General features: G+C 68.1%; 17 protein-coding genes and 1 tRNA gene. 12 read left to right on the top strand and 6 right to left on the bottom strand.

Annotated elements, in window-relative coordinates; all coding sequences use genetic code 11:
- Positions 1–45 precede the first annotated feature (45 nt).
- Both ABL840_RS00700 and ABL840_RS00695 read left to right on the top strand, forming a co-directional pair.
- A complete protein-coding gene (locus ABL840_RS00700; protein WP_093300473.1) occupies positions 46–759 on the top strand; it encodes a 2OG-Fe(II) oxygenase in 714 nt (237 codons plus the stop codon).
- Between the two features lie 222 nt (positions 760–981).
- Positions 982–2,934 (top strand): adenylate/guanylate cyclase domain-containing protein, encoded by a 1,953-nt coding sequence (locus ABL840_RS00695; RefSeq protein WP_093195692.1) that lies wholly within the window; start codon positions 982–984, stop codon positions 2,932–2,934.
- Between the two features lie 7 nt (positions 2,935–2,941).
- On the opposite strand, the gene ABL840_RS00690 is transcribed toward ABL840_RS00695, so the two are convergent.
- Together ABL840_RS00690 and ABL840_RS00685 are read right to left on the bottom strand one after the other, a co-directional pair.
- A complete protein-coding gene (locus ABL840_RS00690; protein ID WP_256228164.1) occupies positions 2,942–3,388 on the bottom strand; it encodes a YbaY family lipoprotein in 447 nt (148 codons plus the stop codon).
- An 8-nt stretch (positions 3,389–3,396) separates the two neighbouring features.
- Positions 3,397–5,400: an acetoacetate--CoA ligase gene (locus tag ABL840_RS00685; RefSeq protein WP_093300471.1), complete on the bottom strand. Its 2,004-nt coding sequence runs from the start codon at positions 5,398–5,400 to the stop codon at positions 3,397–3,399.
- Positions 5,401–5,500: 100 nt separating this feature from the next.
- Here ABL840_RS00685 and ABL840_RS00680 point away from each other — a divergent pair, with 100 nt between their 5' ends.
- From ABL840_RS00680 to ABL840_RS00640, 9 genes are all read left to right on the top strand, one after another.
- Positions 5,501–6,253 carry a TetR/AcrR family transcriptional regulator gene (locus tag ABL840_RS00680; RefSeq protein WP_093300470.1) on the top strand — a complete coding sequence of 251 codons (753 nt, stop codon included), beginning with the start codon at positions 5,501–5,503 and terminating at the stop codon, positions 6,251–6,253.
- Positions 6,250–7,194, top strand: coding sequence for an ABC transporter substrate-binding protein (locus ABL840_RS00675; protein ID WP_093300468.1), 945 nt, complete (start codon positions 6,250–6,252; stop codon positions 7,192–7,194). The genes ABL840_RS00680 and ABL840_RS00675 overlap by 4 nt, the downstream gene beginning before the upstream one ends.
- Complete coding sequence (locus ABL840_RS00670; protein ID WP_093300467.1) at positions 7,191–8,048, top strand: ABC transporter ATP-binding protein; 858 nt, start codon at positions 7,191–7,193, stop codon at positions 8,046–8,048. The genes ABL840_RS00675 and ABL840_RS00670 overlap by 4 nt, the downstream gene beginning before the upstream one ends.
- Positions 8,041–8,811 (top strand): ABC transporter permease, encoded by a 771-nt coding sequence (locus ABL840_RS00665; protein ID WP_093300466.1) that lies wholly within the window; start codon positions 8,041–8,043, stop codon positions 8,809–8,811. Before ABL840_RS00670 ends, ABL840_RS00665 begins: the two co-directional genes overlap by 8 nt.
- A complete protein-coding gene (locus tag ABL840_RS00660) occupies positions 8,808–9,596 on the top strand; it encodes an ABC transporter permease (protein WP_093300464.1) in 789 nt (262 codons plus the stop codon). Before ABL840_RS00665 ends, ABL840_RS00660 begins: the two co-directional genes overlap by 4 nt.
- A gap of 54 nt (positions 9,597–9,650) precedes the next feature.
- On the top strand, positions 9,651–10,457 hold the full coding sequence (locus ABL840_RS00655) for a cyclase family protein (RefSeq protein ID WP_093195700.1): 807 nt from the start codon (positions 9,651–9,653) through the stop codon (positions 10,455–10,457).
- 13 nt (positions 10,458–10,470) lie between these two features.
- Complete coding sequence (gene fahA / locus ABL840_RS00650; protein ID WP_093300463.1) at positions 10,471–11,796, top strand: fumarylacetoacetase; 1,326 nt, start codon at positions 10,471–10,473, stop codon at positions 11,794–11,796.
- A 102-nt stretch (positions 11,797–11,898) separates the two neighbouring features.
- On the top strand, positions 11,899–12,039 hold the full coding sequence (locus ABL840_RS00645) for a hypothetical protein (protein WP_170217211.1): 141 nt from the start codon (positions 11,899–11,901) through the stop codon (positions 12,037–12,039).
- A gap of 105 nt (positions 12,040–12,144) precedes the next feature.
- Complete coding sequence (locus tag ABL840_RS00640) at positions 12,145–13,185, top strand: RNA ligase (ATP) (RefSeq protein ID WP_176947419.1); 1,041 nt, start codon at positions 12,145–12,147, stop codon at positions 13,183–13,185.
- A gap of 52 nt (positions 13,186–13,237) precedes the next feature.
- On the opposite strand, the gene ABL840_RS00635 is transcribed toward ABL840_RS00640, so the two are convergent.
- The 3 genes from ABL840_RS00635 to ABL840_RS00625 all read right to left on the bottom strand — a co-directional run bounded on the left by ABL840_RS00635 (position 13,238) and on the right by ABL840_RS00625 (position 14,745).
- Positions 13,238–13,313: transfer RNA gene (locus tag ABL840_RS00635), tRNA-Gly, on the bottom strand.
- A gap of 75 nt (positions 13,314–13,388) precedes the next feature.
- Positions 13,389–14,294 (bottom strand): NAD(P)/FAD-dependent oxidoreductase, encoded by a 906-nt coding sequence (locus ABL840_RS00630; protein ID WP_093300460.1) that lies wholly within the window; start codon positions 14,292–14,294, stop codon positions 13,389–13,391.
- Positions 14,284–14,745 (bottom strand): RrF2 family transcriptional regulator, encoded by a 462-nt coding sequence (locus ABL840_RS00625; protein WP_093195704.1) that lies wholly within the window; start codon positions 14,743–14,745, stop codon positions 14,284–14,286. Before ABL840_RS00625 ends, ABL840_RS00630 begins: the two co-directional genes overlap by 11 nt.
- Before the next feature lie 282 nt (positions 14,746–15,027).
- Here ABL840_RS00625 and ABL840_RS00620 point away from each other — a divergent pair, with 282 nt between their 5' ends.
- Positions 15,028–15,492, top strand: coding sequence for an adhesin (locus ABL840_RS00620; protein WP_093300458.1), 465 nt, complete (start codon positions 15,028–15,030; stop codon positions 15,490–15,492).
- A gap of 87 nt (positions 15,493–15,579) precedes the next feature.
- Here the strand turns inward: ABL840_RS00620 and ABL840_RS00615 are convergent, their stop codons facing one another.
- On the bottom strand, positions 15,580–16,023 hold the full coding sequence (locus ABL840_RS00615; protein WP_093300457.1) for a MaoC family dehydratase: 444 nt from the start codon (positions 16,021–16,023) through the stop codon (positions 15,580–15,582).
- Positions 16,024–16,028 lie beyond the last annotated feature (5 nt).

The following is a 16,028-nucleotide window of genomic DNA, read 5'->3' as shown; positions in this document are numbered from 1 at the left end:
CGGAAACGGCGAGCCCCGCGCGCCCGGAAGCGGGACACTGCGTCCATGACAACCCCCGCCTCCCTGGTCGAAGCGCTCGACTGGCCCCGCATCGAAGCCGACATCGCCACCCGCGGCTGCGCCACCACCGGCGCCGCGATCTTCACCCCGAAGGAATGCGCCGCGCTCGCGACGATGTACGAGCAGCCCCGCCACTTCCGCAGCCGCGTCGTCATGCAGCGCCACGGCTTCGGCCAGGGCGAGTACCAGTATTTCGCCAACCCGCTGCCTCCCAAGCTCGCGGCATGGCGCAGCGCGCTGTACGAGCGCCTCGCGCCGCTGGCCAATGCCTGGGCCGCGGCGATGGACCAGCCGGCCGACTACCCGTCGGACCACGCCGCCTACCTGGCGCGCTGCCACGCGGGCGGGCAGGAGCGCCCCACCCCGCTGCTGCTGCGCTACGACGAGGGCGACTACAACTGCCTGCACCAGGACCTGTACGGCGACCTGCAGTTCCCGCTGCAGCTCACGGTGCTGCTGAGCGAGCCGGGCCGCGACTTCACCGGCGGCGAGTTCGTGCTGACCGAGCAGCGCCCGCGCATGCAGTCGCGCGCCGAGGTGGTTTCGCTCGCGCAGGGCGAGGCAGTGATCTTCGCGGTCAACCAGCGGCCGGTGGCCGGCACGCGCGGCAGCTACCGCGTGACGATGCGACACGGCGTGAGCCGCGTGCGCTCGGGGCGGCGGCACACGCTCGGAATCATCTTCCACGACGCGCGCTGACGGGCCGCCTCCTTTTACGCAGCTTCCCCGGACTGGTCTAGACAGGTCCGGGCCACGGCGGCGCTGTGCAGTACCGCACGGAACGCCGAACTCAGGCGAAAATCACGCCCGCTTCCGAGCAGCCACAGGACCCCGACGCCAATGATCGGGGCCGTGGGCCTGCCGGAAGCCGGCCCACGGCTTCGGCTCAGCGGGCGCGTCGAGTGGTTGCCAGGGAGCTGTATGAACAAGAACTCGTCCGGGAATCCGGAAGCGGCTGGAAAGCCGTCGGTCAAATCTGTCACAGGAGCGTCGCCGCCCGCGGCTGCGCTCGTCGCACCGCCCGGGCGCTCGCGCCGCTTCAGGGTGGATGTGGGAACCATCGTCAGCGCCGTGGCGCTGGCCCAGTCGCTGCTGCTGGTGTCGCTGGGCTATTGGGGCTCGCAGCGGCTGGTGTCGCGCGTCGGCGTGTCGGCGCACAAGGCCAACCACGACCGCACCGAGGACAAGGTGCGGGCCTTCCTGCACAAGGCGGAATCGGTCATCAACGCGGTGGGCACCGCGCCCAGCCTGCGTCCTGCGGGCGAGCAATCGGAGAAGACGGCGGAGCTGCTCTGGACGCTGCTGCAGCAGTCGCCCGAGCTGGACAGCATCTACGTGAGCAACGAGAGGGGCCAGATGCTGATGGCCCTGCGCTACCCGGTGCCGGCCATGCGCCACATCGAGCTCGACGAAGGCTTCACCACCGAGACCTGGCAGTACAAGCTGCCGCTGGACGCCGAGGCCAACGTGCAGCAGCGCTACGCCACCCAGCGCCTGGGAGCCTTCCGCAGCGACTACAACCCGACCAGGCGCAGCTGGTACCTGCAGGCCTCGAAGGCAGGCGGGCCGGTCTGGACGCAGCCCTACGTGTTCGCCGCCGCGCAGGAGCTGGGCGTGACGTACGCGCTGCCAAGCCAGCGCAACTACCCGGGCGGCGCGCAGAAGCTGGTGGTGGCGGGCGACGTTTCGCTCGGCCGGCTTTCGGAATTCGTGCGCCAGTTCAACAACGATGGCTACGGCGACAGCGCGCTGCTGAGCGCCGACTTCCGCGTGCTCGCACGCAGCGACCTGCCCGGCGTGCTGCACAAGCTGGAGTCGCCCAGCGGCGTGCTCGGCGCATTGCACGCCCACATGCAGGCCGCCGGCACGGCGGGAAGCGGCAACGACACGGAGTTCTCCTTCGCCTACGAAGGCCGCCGCTATCTGGTTCAGACCTCGCGCATCCCGAGCACCGGCTGGCAGCTGGTGAGCTGGGTGCCGGAGGACGTTCTCCTGGGCGACCTGCGCCGCGCGGTACTCCTGGGACTGGGGCTTGCGGTGGCTTTCCTGATGATCGCGCTGTTCATGTCGCTGAAGCTGTCGAAGCTGGTGACCGCGCCGGTGGAGAACCTCTCGCACATCGCGCGCCGCATCGGCCTGCTGGAACTCGACAACCTTCCTCGCGAGCCCAGCCGCGTGCTCGAGATACAGCATCTCGACCAGGCGCTGGACGACTCGGCCCGCAGCCTGAAGGCCTTCAGCAAGTTCGTGCCGGTGGACGTGATCAACCAGCTGATCGACGAAGGCCACGCGCTCGGCCCCTCCGGCTCGCCGCGCCGCGTGACGGTGATGTTCACCGACGTGGAGGGCTTCACTTCCATCTCGGAGTCGCTGGACACCGACGTGCTGGTGGGCATGTTGACCGAATACTTCAACCTGGCGACCGGCGTGTTCGCGCGGCACGGCGGCGTGGTCGACAAGTTCATCGGCGACGGCATCATGGTGCTGTGGGGCGCGCCCTCCGACCTGAAGGACGCGGAGTACAAGGCCTGCCTGGCCGCGCTGGAGCTGCACGTGGAAATGGACGAGCTCAACCGCAAGTGGGTCGAGCAGGGCCTGCCCGAGTTCCGCACGCGCGTGGGCATCCACACGGGCACGGTGATCGCGGGGGTGCTGGGCTCGAACGACCGGCTGTCCTACACCGCCTTCGGCGATGCGATCAACGTGGCGAGCCGCATCGAGGGCATCAACAAGCAGCTGGGCACGCAAGCGCTGATTTCGGAAACCACCTTCGCCGGGCTCGACGGCCGGCTGCATGCGCGGCGCATCGAGGAACAGGTGGAACTGCGCGGCCGGCAGACGCGCATGGTGCTCTACGAGCTGGTGATGTCGTGATCGGCGGCTAGCGCGGCGCCTGGGTGACGCGCACCAGCACGAGGTCGGCGCTGGTGCCGCCGCCCTGCGTGAGCACGGAGTACTGCGTGTCGTTGATGAACAGGAGCTGGTCGCCGCGCGAGATGCGCGCCGACACGGCATAGCGCATGCGCGGATCGATGCGCGCGGCGTCGACCTTCAGCTCGTAGGCGAAGGGCACCTGCCTGCCGTTGGCCTTGATGCGCTGTTCGGCGAGCACCACCGACGGCGCGTCCATGCGCGACACGTCGAGCAGCTGCACCTGGATCTCGGCCGCCGGGTCGAGCGCGATGCGCTCGCGGTAAGTGACGGTGCCGCTCACGCGCAGCTGCGCCGCGCTGCCGCCCGCCGACGGCGAGGAAGGCACGGCGCAGGCACTCAGCAACGAGGCGCCCGCGATGGCGGAGAACATGAGGAGGCTGGTTCGTCTTTTCATGCGCCCCATTATGCGGAGGCGGCCTCCGCGCGCCGCGCGGCAAAAGCCACGAACCAGTCAAGGCTTCCCGGATTGGCCATGGCCTCGCGGTTGACCACCTTCTCGATGGGTTGGCCCAGCAGCAGCTTCTTGATCGGCAGCTCCTGCTTCTTCCCCGACAGCGTGCGCGGTATCTCGGCCACCTGGAAGATGTCGTTGGGCACGAAGCGCGGAGAAAGCGATGTCTTGATGGCGTTGTTGATCTTCGCGCGCATGGCGTCGTCGAGCGCCACGCCGGGGCGAAGCACCACGAACAGCGGCATGTAGCTCTCGCGGCCCAGGTATTCGAGGTCGACCACCATGGAGTCGAGCACCTCGGGCAGGCCCTCGACGGCGCTGTAGATCTCGCTGGTGCCCATGCGCAGGCCCTGGCGGTTGATGGTGGCGTCGCTGCGGCCGTAGATGATGCAGCCGCCGTCCTCGCCAATCCTGATCCAGTCGCCATGGCGCCAGACGCCGGGGTAGGTGTCGAAATAGCTCGAGAGGTAGCGCGCGTTGCCCTCGTCGCCCCAGAAGTACAACGGCATCGACGGAATGGCCTTGGTGCACACCAGCTCGCCCACTTCGCCGATGACGGGCTGACCCTCTTCGTTCCAGGCCTCGACCGCGTGGCCAAGTTCGCGGCACTGCATCTGCCCGGGCACTTCGGGCAGGTCGCGGTTGCCGCCGACGAAGGCGCCGCAGAAGTCGGTGCCGCCGGAGATGTTGCACCACCACACTTCCTTCGAGCCCGCGTCGAGGATCTGCTTCGAGCCCCAGCGCTGCACTTCCTCGGGCAACGGCGAGCCGGTGCTGCCCAGCGCGCGCACGCGCGAGAGGTCGCCGCACTCCTTCGCGACGAGGCCGGCCTTCATGCAGTTGGTGAAGTAGGCCGCGCCCGCGCCGAAGAAGGTGACCTCGTGGCGCGCCACGAAGCGCCACAGCACGCCCCAGTCGGGCTTTTCCTTGCTGCCCGCCGGGTTGCCGTCGTAGATGCAGATGGTGGCGCCGAAGGCCATGCCCGAGAGCTGCGAGTTCCACATCACCCAGCCCGTGGAGCTGTACCAGTGGTAGCGCTCGCCGAAGTTGTTGGTGCCGTAGCTCGCGCCCACGTCGTTGTGCAGGCCGCAGGCATGCATGGTGAGGATGATGCCGCCCTGCCCGTGCACGATGGGCTTGGGCAGGCCGGTGGTGCCGCTCGAATAGACGATCCAGATCGGATGGTCGAAGGGCAGCCACTCGGGCTCGAAGGCGGCGACCTCGTCGTCGTCGCGGCCGATGGCCTGCGTCCAGTCGGTGTCGTGCGGCACCGCACCGGCGGCGTATGGCGACTTCACGAGCAGCAGCTTGCGCACGCTCGGCAGCTGCGCGCGCAGCTCCTGCAGCACGGCGCTGCGGTCGAGCGGCTTGCCACCGTAGTGCACGCCATCGACGGCAATCAGCACCTTGGGCTCGATCTGGCTGAAGCGGTCGGCCACGGCGGCCGTGCCCATGTCGGGCGCGCACACGCTCCAGATCGCGCCAATGCTGGAGCATGCGAGAAAGGCCACCATGGTCTCGGGCACGTTGGGCATGTAGGCCGCGACGCGGTCGCCGCGCTTCACGCCGAGCGACTTGAGCGTGAGCGCCACCGACGCGACCTGCCGGCGCATCTCGGGCCACGACATCTCGCGCACCTGGCCCAGTTCGTTGTCGCTCACGATGGCGGGCATGCCGGCTGCATGGGCGGCGTCGACATGACGCAGCACCTCGCGCGCGTAGTTGACCTGGGCGCCGGGGAACCAGCGCGCGCCGGGCATGCGCGATTCGGCGAGCACCGCGGTGTGCGGCGTGGGCGACTGGATGCGGGCGTAGTCCCAGATGCTCTGCCAGAAGGCGTCGAGCTCGGTGACGGACCAGCGCCACAGGGCGTCGTAGCTGTCGAAGGAAAGGCCGCGCGTCTCGCGCAGCCATTCTCGGTAGAGGCGGATCTGGGGGATGTTGGGAGCGGGCATCGCACGAGGTTAGCGCTGCGAACGACCGTGCTCAATGAGGGTTGACCTCAGGGTTTGTACGCGTGTTCAATGTTTTTGTACAAGTGTTCAATACGCCCCGATGAGTACCCGCACACCCACCGCAAGGCACCGCGCCTCGCGCGCTCCGGCGCAGGCCCTGGCAGAAGTCGCCATCGAGACTGCGCGCCCCGACCGCAAGCAGGCGATCCTGCTGGCGGCGGAGAAGCTTTTTTCGCAGCACGGCTACCACGTCGTGACGATCCGCCAGATCGCCGAGGAGGCCGGCGTTCCGCTGGCGCTGGTGGGCTACTACTACGGCCAGAAGCACGAACTCTTCCACGCGATCTTCGAGCACTGGTCGCACTCGATCGATGCGCGTCTCGCGGGCCTGGCCGCCGTGAACATCGACCCCGACGATCCGCGCACGCTGCAGCGCATCATCGAAGCCTTCACCGCGCCCGTACTGGCACTGCGCGCGAGCTCCGAAGGCGAGTACTACGCGCTGCTGGTGGCGCGCGAGCTCTATCACGCCACCGAGGAAGCCGACCGCGTGCTGCGCGCCTACTTCGACCCGCTGGCCGAGGCCTACATCGACGCGCTGCACGTCGCGCTGCCTCACGCCACGCGCAGCCAGGCGGCCTGGGGCTACCAGTTCGCGCTGGGCGCGCTGCTGCACCACCTGAACGACAGCCGCATCGAACGGCTCACGCGCGGCGAGAACAAGCGCGCCGACCCGGCCGTGGCGCCGATGCTCGTGAACTTCATCGTCGGTGGCCTGCGCGCGGTGCTGCCGCGCCCGAAGACCGCCCGCCCCACGCAGAAGAAAACCACCCCCAGGAGACAGAAGACATGATGAAACGACGCACCCTGCTGTCGGCGCTCGCCGCGGCATCGGCTGTCGCCGCGCTGCCTTCGCGCGCACAGTCCGCCACGAAGATCGTGTTCGGCTACACGGCCGTGACCGACTTCGCCTCGGTGTTCGTGGCCGCCGAAGAGGGCTACTTCAAGAAGCGCGGCCTCGACGTGGAGCTCAAGTTCATTCCGTTGAACTCGACAATCCCGGCCGCGCTGCAGTCCGACTCGCTGCAGATCGGCGGCCCCACGCCCTCGGTGTTCCTGCAGGCGGTGGACGGAGGACTCGACCTGGTGCTGGTGGCCGGCGGCGGCCTCACTTCGAAGACCATCACCGGCTTCGGCCTGGTGGCGCGTGCGGGCTCTGGCATCAAGAGCGCGCAGGACTGCGTGGGCAAGAAGATCGGCGTGCCGGGCCTGGGCGCCTTCCTGCACGTGACCTTCCGCGCCTGGCTGAAGGACAGCGGTGTGGACTACCGCAAGGTCAACTTCGTCGAGGCCGCGTTCCCGCAGCATGCCGACCTGCTGCGCGGGGGGTCGGTCGACGCGGTGGTGTCGGCCGACCCGTTCATGAGCCGCATCACCGAGAGCGGCGCGGGCTACGTGGCCTCGTACTACTCGACCTTCCTGCCCGAGAACAACCAGACCATCGTGCACGCGGCCAAGCGCGAGTGGGTGGCGAAGAACCCGGCGGCGGCGCGCGCATTCCGCGAGGCATTGGTCGAGGCCGCATCGTTCATGCAGCAGCCGAAGAACGACGCGAAGGTGCGCGCATCGATCGGCAAGTACATCAAGCTTCCGCCCGACGTGCTGGCCAAGGTGCAGGTCTCGCCGCCCGGCCCCGTGGTGACGGAGAAGCAGCTCGCCTACTGGACCGGGCTGATGAAGGAGCAGGAAATGCTCAAGACGAACATCGACGTGGCGAAGCTGGTGGCCAAGTGATCGCCGCACCTTCTCCCGTCACCACGCGCGCCGCACTGCCGGCGGGCGCCTTCCACCCGCCAGCCGGCTCCGCCATGCAAGCCACTCCCTTCCTGCGCTTCGACGGCGTGACCATCCGCCTCGGCGGGCGCGAGATCCTCTCGCCCACTTCGTTCGACGTGGCGCGCGGCGAGTTCGTCTGCATCGTCGGCCCCAGCGGCTGCGGCAAGACCACGCTGCTGCGCGCGGCCAGCGGGCTGGTCACGGCCAGCGCGGGCGAGGTGCGGCGCAACGGCGTGAAGATGACCGAGCCTTCACGCGAGGTGGCTTTCGTGTTCCAGGACTACGGCCGCGCCCTGCTGCCCTGGCGCACGGTGGAAGGCAACGTGAGCCTGGCGCTCGAAGCGGCCGGCGTTCCCGCAGCCGAGCGCGCACCGCGTATCGCCGACGTGCTCGGCAAGGTCGGGCTCGCGAAGCACGCGCACAAGTTTCCGGTGCAGCTCTCCGGCGGCATGCAGCAGCGCGCGCAGATCGCCCGTTGCCTCGCGCAGAAGCCCGAGCTGATGATGATGGACGAGCCCTTCGGCGCGCTGGACGCGCTCACGCGACAGAGCCTGCAGGACGAGCTCGCGCGGCTGGTGCGCGAGGACGGGCTCACGGTGCTCTTCGTCACGCACGACCTGGAAGAGGCCATCTACCTCGGCGACCGCGTGATCGCGCTGCAGGCCAATCCGGGGCCCGGGCGGCCCAGCCTTGCGCGGATGATCGACGTGAAGATCCCGCGCCCGCGCGACCAGCTCTCGACCAAGGAGCATCCGGAATACCTGCATCTGCGGCGCGAGCTGTTCGCCTTCATCGAGCAGGGCCATGACTGAGAACCGCCTCTTCCGCTGGCTGCGGCCATGGGTGTTTCCCGTCGTGCTGATCGGCGCCTTCGAGTGGTACGCACGGCGCGCGGCCGCGCTGGGCAGCGATGCGCTCGCGCCGCCGAGCGCCGCCGCCAAGGCCTTCGTGGGTGCCGCGCTCGACGGCTCGCTCTGGCAGGCCACCGGCTTCACGCTCGGCACTGCGGCGCTAGGCCTGCTGCTGGGTGCGGTGCTCGGCATCGCATTGGGCGTGGTGCTCGGGCTCTCGCGCCGCGCGGCGCAGCTCGGGTCGGTCTCCATCGAGGTGCTGCGGCCCGTGCCTTCCGTGGCGCTGATTCCGCTCGCGATGCTGGGCTTCGGCTTCGGCGTGCGCATGGAGCTGGCCATCGTCGCCTTCGCGACCTTCTGGCCGCTGCTGGTGCTGGTGCAGGCGGCGGTGCAGCAGGTCGAGCCCCGGTTGCTCGAAGTGAGCCGCGTGCTGGGGCTTTCGGCGCGCGAGCGTGCCTTCAAGATCGTGCTGCCGGCCATCGTGCCGCGCCTGTTCGTCGCGTTGCGGCTAGGCGTTGCCGTGGCGCTGGTGGTGGCCGTGACGGTGGAGATCGCGGCCAATCCCAACGGCATGGGCTACGCGATGATGATCGCGCAGCAGAGCTTCGATCCGGCGCTGATGCTGGCCTGGCTGGGCTGGATCGGCGTGGTGGGCTTTGCGGTCAACGCGGGCATGCTGGTGCTGCAGCGCGCGGTGTCGCGGCGCATGGGGGTCCAGGCATGAACGACAACGACAACCGCATCGGCGTTTACCGGCTCGGATCGCTGGGCGTTCTGCTGGCGCTCGTCGCGCTGTGGTGGGTGGCGAGCAACGCGGGCTGGGTCAGCCGCGTGTTCCTGCCGACGCCGCAGGCCACTTTCGCCAGCCTGCTCGAGGGGTTGAATCTTGCGGGCGGCGACGGCAACGGCGAGCTGTTGGCATTCACGCGCGCCACCGTGGGCCGCATGGTCGAAGGCTGGCTGCTCGCCTCGCTCTTCGGCGTGCTGCTGGGCGCGGCCATCGGCGTGTCGCCCCAGGTGCGCGCTTGGGTGCAGCCCACGCTCGAATTCATCCGCCCCCTGCCCGCCTCGGCACTGCTGCCGCTGGCCATCTCCATCTTCGGGCTGAACCCCGGCATGGTGCTCTTCGTGGTCGCGTTCGGCGCGATGTGGCCGGTGCTGCTGGCCACGGTGCACGGCTTCGCGGCCGTGGAGCCGCGCCTTTCGGAAGTGGCGCGCTGCCTGCAGATGTCGCGCGCGGCGTACATCTGGAAGATGGGCCTGCCCAACGCGATGCCCGACATCCTGGCCGGCATGCGGCTCGCGCTGACCATCGCACTGATCGTCGCGGTGGTGGGCGAGATGATCGCCTCGCAGAGCGGCCTGGGCCAGGCCATCCTGCTGGCCGCGCGCGCCTTCCGCGCGAGCGACCTGTTCGCCGGCATCGTGCTGCTGGGGCTCATCGGCTTCGTGAGCAACGCATTGCTGGCCTTCGCCGAACAACGCCTGCTGCGATGGCAGCGCCCCTGATTCCTTCGTCTTCCTGCCCTCCTCCAACACGTACACCCCACAAGGAGCCTCTTCATGCCACGCAAATTCGTCGACCTCTCGATCTTTCTCGAGAACGATGTGCTCTCCGACCCGCCGGCCTTCGCGCCGAAGATCCAGTACTTCACGCACGAGCAGACCTACGAGCAGATCGAACCCTTCTTCCCCGGCCTGAAGAAGGAAGACCTGCCCGACGGCGAGGGCTGGGCCGTGGAGCTGGTGCAGCTGTCGACGCACAACGGCACGCACCTCGACGCGCCCTATCACTTCCACTCGACCATGGACAAGGCGCTGGGTGAGAAGAAGCCCGCGATCGCCATCCACGACGTGCCGCTCGAATGGTGCTTCCAGCCCGGCGTGAAACTCGACTTCCGCCACTTCGCGGACGGGTACGTGGTCACCGCCGACGATGTCGAGGCCGAACTCAAGCGCATCGGCCACACGCTGAGCCCGCTGGAGATCGTGGTCGTCAACACTCGCGCCGGCTCGCGCTACGGCCATCCCGACTACGTGTCCGCCGGTGCCGGCATGGGCTACGAGGCGACGATGTACCTGCTGGAGCGCGGCGTGCGCCTCACCGGCACCGACGCGTGGAGCTGGGACGCGCCCTTCGTGCACACCGCCAAGAAGTACGGCGAGACGCACGACGCCTCGCTGATCTGGGAAGGCCACAAGGCCGGCCGCGACATCGGCTACTGCCACATCGAGAAGCTGCACAACCTGGAGGCGCTGCCGCCCACGGGCTTCTACATCAGCTGCTTCCCGCACAAGATCCGCGGCGCGTCGGCCGGCTGGACCCGCGCGGTCGCGATCTTCGACGACGCGCTGATGGCATCGGCCTGAGGTTCCGTTCACCATGAGCATCGCACTCAACCATACGCACGACGCTCACGCGCGCAGCTGGGTCGAATCGGCCAACGCGCAGGGCAGCGACTTCCCGATCCAGAACCTGCCGCATGCGGTGTTCCGCCGCGCCGGCAGCAACGAGGCATTTCGCGGCGGCGTCGCCATCGGCGACCAGGTGCTGGACCTGGCGGCGCTCGCGAGGCTGCAGCAGCTCGACGGTCTCGCCCTCGACGCGGCGAAGACTGCCGCGCAGCCCGCGCTGAACGACTTCTTCGCACTCGGCCCCGCCGCATGGAAGGCACTGCGCCACGCACTCTTCGCCCTGCTGAAGAACGACGCGCCCGTCGCCGCGGTGCAGGCCGTGCGCGACTGCCTCGTGCCGCAGGCCGAAGCCGAGTACACCGTGCCCGCGCGCATCGGCGACTACACCGACTTCTACACCTCGATCGACCACGCGCTGAACATCAGCCGCCTGATGAATCCCGACGGCGACGTGACGCCCAACTTCCGCTGGATCCCGATCGCGTACCACGGGCGCGTGTCGACCATCGGCGTGAACGGCCAGCGCTTCCACCGCCCGATGGGGCAGGCGATGGCGCCGGGCGCGAAGGCGCCGACCTACCAGGCCTGCGCGCGGCTCGACTACGAGCTGGAGCTCGGCGTGTGGATCGGCACGGGCAACGCGCAGGGCGAGCCCATTCCGCTCGAGCGCGCGGAAGAGCACATCTTCGGCATCTGCCTGCTCAACGACTGGTCGGCGCGCGACATCCAGTTCTGGGAAATGGCGCCGCTCGGCCCCTTCCTCGCGAAGAACTTCGCCACCACGATCTCGCCATGGATCGTGACCATGGAAGCGCTCGCCCCCTACCGGCAGGCATGGACCCGTCCGGCCAACGAGCCGCAGCCGCTCGCGTACCTGGAAAACCCGGCGAACCGCGATGGCGGCGCGATCGACATCCGACTGGAGGTGTGGCTGGAGAGCGAGAAGGCCCGCAGCGAAAAGACCGGAGCGTCGCGGCTTTCGTCGACCAGCTTCCGGCATCAGTACTGGACCGTGGCGCAGATGGTGACGCACCACACGATGGGCGGCTGCAGCCTTAACCCGGGCGACCTGTTCGGCAGCGGCACGATCTCGGGCCCCGGCGAAGGCGAGGCCGGCGCGATCATCGAGCTGACACGCGCCGCGCAAAGCCCGGTGACGCTGGCCAACGGCGAGCAGCGCGGGTTCCTGGAAGACGGCGACGCGGTGCTGCTGCGCGGCTGGTGCGAGAAGCCGGGGCATGCGCGCATCGGGTTCGGGGAGAGCCGGGGGACTGTGTTGCCGGCGAGGGGTTGACGCCGGCATAAACACTCTTTACAGTCCGGCTCCCTTCGCGGTCTCGCCGCAAGGATCGCCGACAACACAAGAAGCAAACCGCACTCATCCGAAAGCCACTCCGTGAGCACCACACTGGTCATCGCCAAGAACGTCAGCAACGCGAACCCGACAACGGGTCACGCGTTCGTGTACGTCGCGGGCCATGCAATCGGCCAGCAGCAAACGGGCAACCAGGCCTCACCGGGTGGAGTCGGCGCATAGCGCGCACCGCTTCAGAACTCTTTCTTTTCAAAGAGGCCCGGACACCGAATGGTTCCGGGCCTCTTTTCTTTTTGCGTCACCATCAACCACAGGGAGAAAACAATCATGCGCAAACTCGTCACCGTCCGCACCGTCGACGTCGTACGCCCCATCCCCGGGGCCGACGCCATCGAATGCGCCGTCGTCGAAGGCTGGAGCGTCGTCATCAAGAAGGGGGAGTTCGCCGTTGGCGATCGCTGCGTCTTCTTCGAGATCGACGCGTTCCTGCCGCTCGACGACCCGCGCTTCGCCTTTCTCGAAAAGGCCGCGATCACCTGGAACGAACAGCGCGGTGTTCGGCTTCGCACGATGAAGCTGCGCGGCCAGATTTCGCAGGGACTGATCCTGCCGCTGTCGCAGTTCCCGGAGATCGACGCGCTCGCGCTGGCCGATCCTGACCTGCGCCACCGCGATTGGGCGGAGCTGCTGGGCATCGGCAAATGGGAGCCTGTGATCCCGGCCTGCCTGTCTGGCGAAGTGGAAGGCCCGTTCCCTTCTTTCATCTCGAAGACCGACCAGGAGCGCATCCAGAACCTGCCGGAAGTGCTTGCAGCGAATGACGGGCTTGCGTTCGAGGTCACGGTCAAGCTCGACGGATCGAGCATGACCGCGTTCCACAACGCAGGTGCAGTCGGCGTGTGCGGGCGCAACTGGCAGCTGCGCGAAGCCCCGGGCAACAGCCTGTGGCGCGTGGCGCGGGAAGACCGCCTGCTGGAAGTGCTCGCGACGCTGGGCCGCAACCTGGCTCTGCAGGGCGAGATCATCGGAGAGGGCATCCAGGGCAATCCGGAGAAGCTGCGCGGGCAACAGTTCCACGTCTTCGATGTATTCGACATCGACCGTGGCGCTTACTGCGGCATGGACGAGCGCAACGCAGTGATCGATGCACTGCGCGTGCTGGGAGCGACGGTGCGCAGCGTGCCGCTGCTCGAAGTGGCCGCGCTCGACCGATTCGATGGATCGATGGCCGGGGTGCTGGCGTACGCCGAAGGGCCGTCGCTGAACCCGGGCACTTCGCGCGAAGGGGTGGTGTTCAAGCGTCTGGACGGCGGGCTGTCGTTCAAGGCGATCTCGAACACCTACCTGCTGAAGCACGCGGACCGCTGAACAGGCGCCCAAATGAAAAAGGCCACCGATGAGGTGGCCTTTTTCTGCAATGTGGAGCGGGAAAAGAGTCTCGAACTCTCGACCTCAACCTTGGCAAGGTTGCGCTCTACCAACTGAGCTATTCCCGCGTGAGCCTCAGATTATAGGGTGATTTGGGGCCGATTTTTCCGAATCACCGAAAAAAGTTCTTTTTCTCCCCTCCTTCAGACGTCGAAGACCATCGACCGGTGCATCGATACGCCAGCAGACAGTCCGTCCGCCGAGGCCAGCGTGGCGTTGGAGAACATCATCGCGAGATCGCCAGCAGCGTAGACGCCGGGCACGGTAGTCATCTTCATCGCGTCGACACGCAGTACCTTGCCGAGCGGCCCGTCGTCGAAGGCGCAGCCCAGCTGCTCGGCCAGCGGGCTCGCCGGGCGCGTGCGCGGTGCGACGTAGAGCGCCTCGATGGGCAACAGCCGGCCGTCGTCGATACGCACGCCGGTCAGGCTGCGCCCCTCTCCTTCCAGACCCGCGATGCGACCCGGCTCGATCGTCACTCCGCGCGCCTGTAGCCGCGCACATGCCTCGGCATCGGGCGCCTCGCCACCATTCAGGAAGAGCGTGGTCGGGCCCCATTCGGCGATCAGCAGCGCGTGGTCCGGCGGCTGCGCGCCGTGGTGATAGAGCACGCCCAGCTGACGCCCGCTGAACTCGTAGCCGTGGCAGTACGGACAGTGCAGCACGCTCTCGCCCCAGCGCTCGCCAAGGCCGGGAACATCCGGCAGCCCGTCCTGCACGCCGAACGCCAGCAGCAGCTTGCCGGCCGCGCGGCGTTCGCCGTTGCTCAATGAAACAGTGAACCCCGCTGCGCCATCGGCGCCCGCTTCCACCACGCTGGCCTTGATGAACTCGACGGTGGGATACGCGAGCAGCTTCTCGCGCGCATCGGCAATCATCTTCAGCGGCGGCACGCCGTCCTGCCCGAAGAAGCCGTGCGACGCGGCGGCAAAACGGTTGCGCGGCGCGCCCGCGTCGACGACGCAGACCTTGCGTCGCGCGCGGGCGAGCTGCATGGCGGCGGAAAGGCCGGCGAAGCTGCCGCCCACGATGAGAGCGTCATGACGCATGTTCGATGTCCTTCAATGTGAAGCCGCCGCCAGTCATGCGGCGATGAAAGTCCCTGGAGAGATCCGCCAGCGTGATGCTGTTGAAGCGCCTGAGCAGCAGCGCCTCGGCCTCGTCGCACACGCCGTCGAGTGCCGCGTTCACGGCCTGCTCGACGATGCAGCCCGGGCTCTCGGTACGGTTACCCATGGCCAGCAGCGCGGGCGCGCCGACGGCGTTGTGGATGTCGCCCAGCGTCACCGCCGACAAGGTGCAAGACAGCACCCAGCCGCCGCCATGCCCCTTGGCGGAACTCACGAACCCCGACTGCCGCAGGCCGGCCATGAGCCGGCGCACCACCACCGGATTGGTCTGCATCGCGATCGCGAGCGACTCGGAGGTGACGGGCGTCTTCATCTCGGCCATGTGCAGCAGCACGTGCAGGACGGCTGAAAGCTTGCTGTCTCGCTTCATGCAACATTATGAGTTGCATGTGATTGACGTGACCGGCCGAAGGGGCTTTCGAAGACGAAGACGCATCGGCCGTCGCCTCGCATGTCCTGCGCCCCGGCCCACGGGCAAGGAGGCGGGGCTAACGTCCGAGCCCCCGATTCCGCCGACAGCCGATTCCCACACGTTCGGGCGACTGTGGCGCACATGGCGACAGATCCCGGCCCGGCCATGGTTGCCCCCGAACCGATCGAACCCCGGTCGGTTCATTGAAACGTGACCATGCAACGAAAGGAACAGTCACCCATGAAGCAGCAAAAGCAACACAACCGCATCGTCCTCGGCGCCCTGCTCGCAGGCCTGCTGGCCATCGGCGGCGCAGCCCAGGCGCAAGGCGTCGGGGTCGGCGTCGGGGTCAATGCCGACGTGAATGCGTCGGGCTCCGGCACGGGCACACGCGGCAACGCGGGCGCGGCGACCGGTGCCAATGCGGGTGCCAGCGCGAACACGAATGCCGGCGGCGCTGCAGGCGGCGCGGGCAATGCAGTCGGCGGCCTGGTGAACGGTGCGACCGGCGCCGTCGGCGGTGCCACCAATGCGGTCGGCGGGGCCACGAACGCCGTAGGCGGCGTGACCAACACCGTGGGCGGCACGCTCGAAGGCGCAACCGGTGCTGTCGGTTCGGCCGGTGGCGCGGTGAAGGCACCTGCCGTCGGCGCGAAGGCTCATGGCAAGGCCCAGGGTTCGGGCGCGGTCGACATCAAGAAGTAACGACGACTTCGGCCCGATGAGAAAGGCCCGCGGTGCCGGTGCGCCGCGGGCCTTTTTCTCGTTGTTTCGTCTCGTTGCTTCTTTCTGTCAGTCGGCAGGCTTGAGCTTGAACAGGCTCGTGACCTCTGCGTCGAGCACCATCAGCTCGCGCTGGTTGAAGAGCCGCCAGCGCCAGCGCAGGATGCCGAGCGTCGGGCGCTTCTCGGAGCGGCGCACCTCGATCACGTCCGCCACCAGCCGCAGCGCGTCGCCCGGCCTTACCGGGTTGGGCCAACGCACGTGCTCCAGTCCCGGCGATGCGAAGGATTCGGAACCGGCGAGCGCAGCCCCAACCACCAGCTTCATCGCGATGGAGCAGGTATGCCAGCCGCTCGCGATGAGACCGCCGAAAGGGCTGTCGGCGGCCGCTTCCGCATCGGTGTGGAACCACTGCGGGTCGTAGGCCCGCGCGAACTGCACGAGCTCGGCCTCCGTGAGCACATAGGGCCCGGCCTCGATGACCTGGCCCGCGTGGAAGTCGGCGAACTTCATTCGCC

It is taken from the genome of Variovorax sp. NFACC27 (genome assembly GCF_048301545.1).
In the GTDB taxonomy this organism is placed as follows: Bacteria; Pseudomonadota; Gammaproteobacteria; order Burkholderiales; family Burkholderiaceae_C; genus Variovorax; species Variovorax gossypii.
This window is presented reverse-complemented; position numbering and strand designations above follow the sequence as displayed.

What these genes read in the sequence shown, in the direction of transcription:
- ABL840_RS00655 (WP_093195700.1), top strand. Translation starts at nt 9,651, where the DNA reads ATGCCACGCAAATTCGTCGACCTCTCGATCTTTCTCGAGAACGATGTG.
- ABL840_RS00615 (WP_093300457.1), bottom strand. Translation starts at nt 16,023, where the DNA reads ATGAAGTTCGCCGACTTCCACGCGGGCCAGGTCATCGAGGCCGGGCCC.
- ABL840_RS00685 (WP_093300471.1), bottom strand. Translation starts at nt 5,400, where the DNA reads ATGCCCGCTCCCAACATCCCCCAGATCCGCCTCTACCGAGAATGGCTG.
- ABL840_RS00640 (WP_176947419.1), top strand. Translation starts at nt 12,145, where the DNA reads ATGCGCAAACTCGTCACCGTCCGCACCGTCGACGTCGTACGCCCCATC.
- ABL840_RS00665 (WP_093300466.1), top strand. Translation starts at nt 8,041, where the DNA reads ATGACTGAGAACCGCCTCTTCCGCTGGCTGCGGCCATGGGTGTTTCCC.
- ABL840_RS00660 (WP_093300464.1), top strand. Translation starts at nt 8,808, where the DNA reads ATGAACGACAACGACAACCGCATCGGCGTTTACCGGCTCGGATCGCTG.
- ABL840_RS00620 (WP_093300458.1), top strand. Translation starts at nt 15,028, where the DNA reads ATGAAGCAGCAAAAGCAACACAACCGCATCGTCCTCGGCGCCCTGCTC.
- ABL840_RS00700 (WP_093300473.1), top strand. Translation starts at nt 46, where the DNA reads ATGACAACCCCCGCCTCCCTGGTCGAAGCGCTCGACTGGCCCCGCATC.
- ABL840_RS00625 (WP_093195704.1), bottom strand. Translation starts at nt 14,745, where the DNA reads ATGAAGCGAGACAGCAAGCTTTCAGCCGTCCTGCACGTGCTGCTGCAC.
- ABL840_RS00630 (WP_093300460.1), bottom strand. Translation starts at nt 14,294, where the DNA reads ATGCGTCATGACGCTCTCATCGTGGGCGGCAGCTTCGCCGGCCTTTCC.
- ABL840_RS00675 (WP_093300468.1), top strand. Translation starts at nt 6,250, where the DNA reads ATGATGAAACGACGCACCCTGCTGTCGGCGCTCGCCGCGGCATCGGCT.
- ABL840_RS00695 (WP_093195692.1), top strand. Translation starts at nt 982, where the DNA reads ATGAACAAGAACTCGTCCGGGAATCCGGAAGCGGCTGGAAAGCCGTCG.
- fahA (WP_093300463.1), top strand. Translation starts at nt 10,471, where the DNA reads ATGAGCATCGCACTCAACCATACGCACGACGCTCACGCGCGCAGCTGG.
- ABL840_RS00690 (WP_256228164.1), bottom strand. Translation starts at nt 3,388, where the DNA reads ATGAAAAGACGAACCAGCCTCCTCATGTTCTCCGCCATCGCGGGCGCC.
- ABL840_RS00680 (WP_093300470.1), top strand. Translation starts at nt 5,501, where the DNA reads ATGAGTACCCGCACACCCACCGCAAGGCACCGCGCCTCGCGCGCTCCG.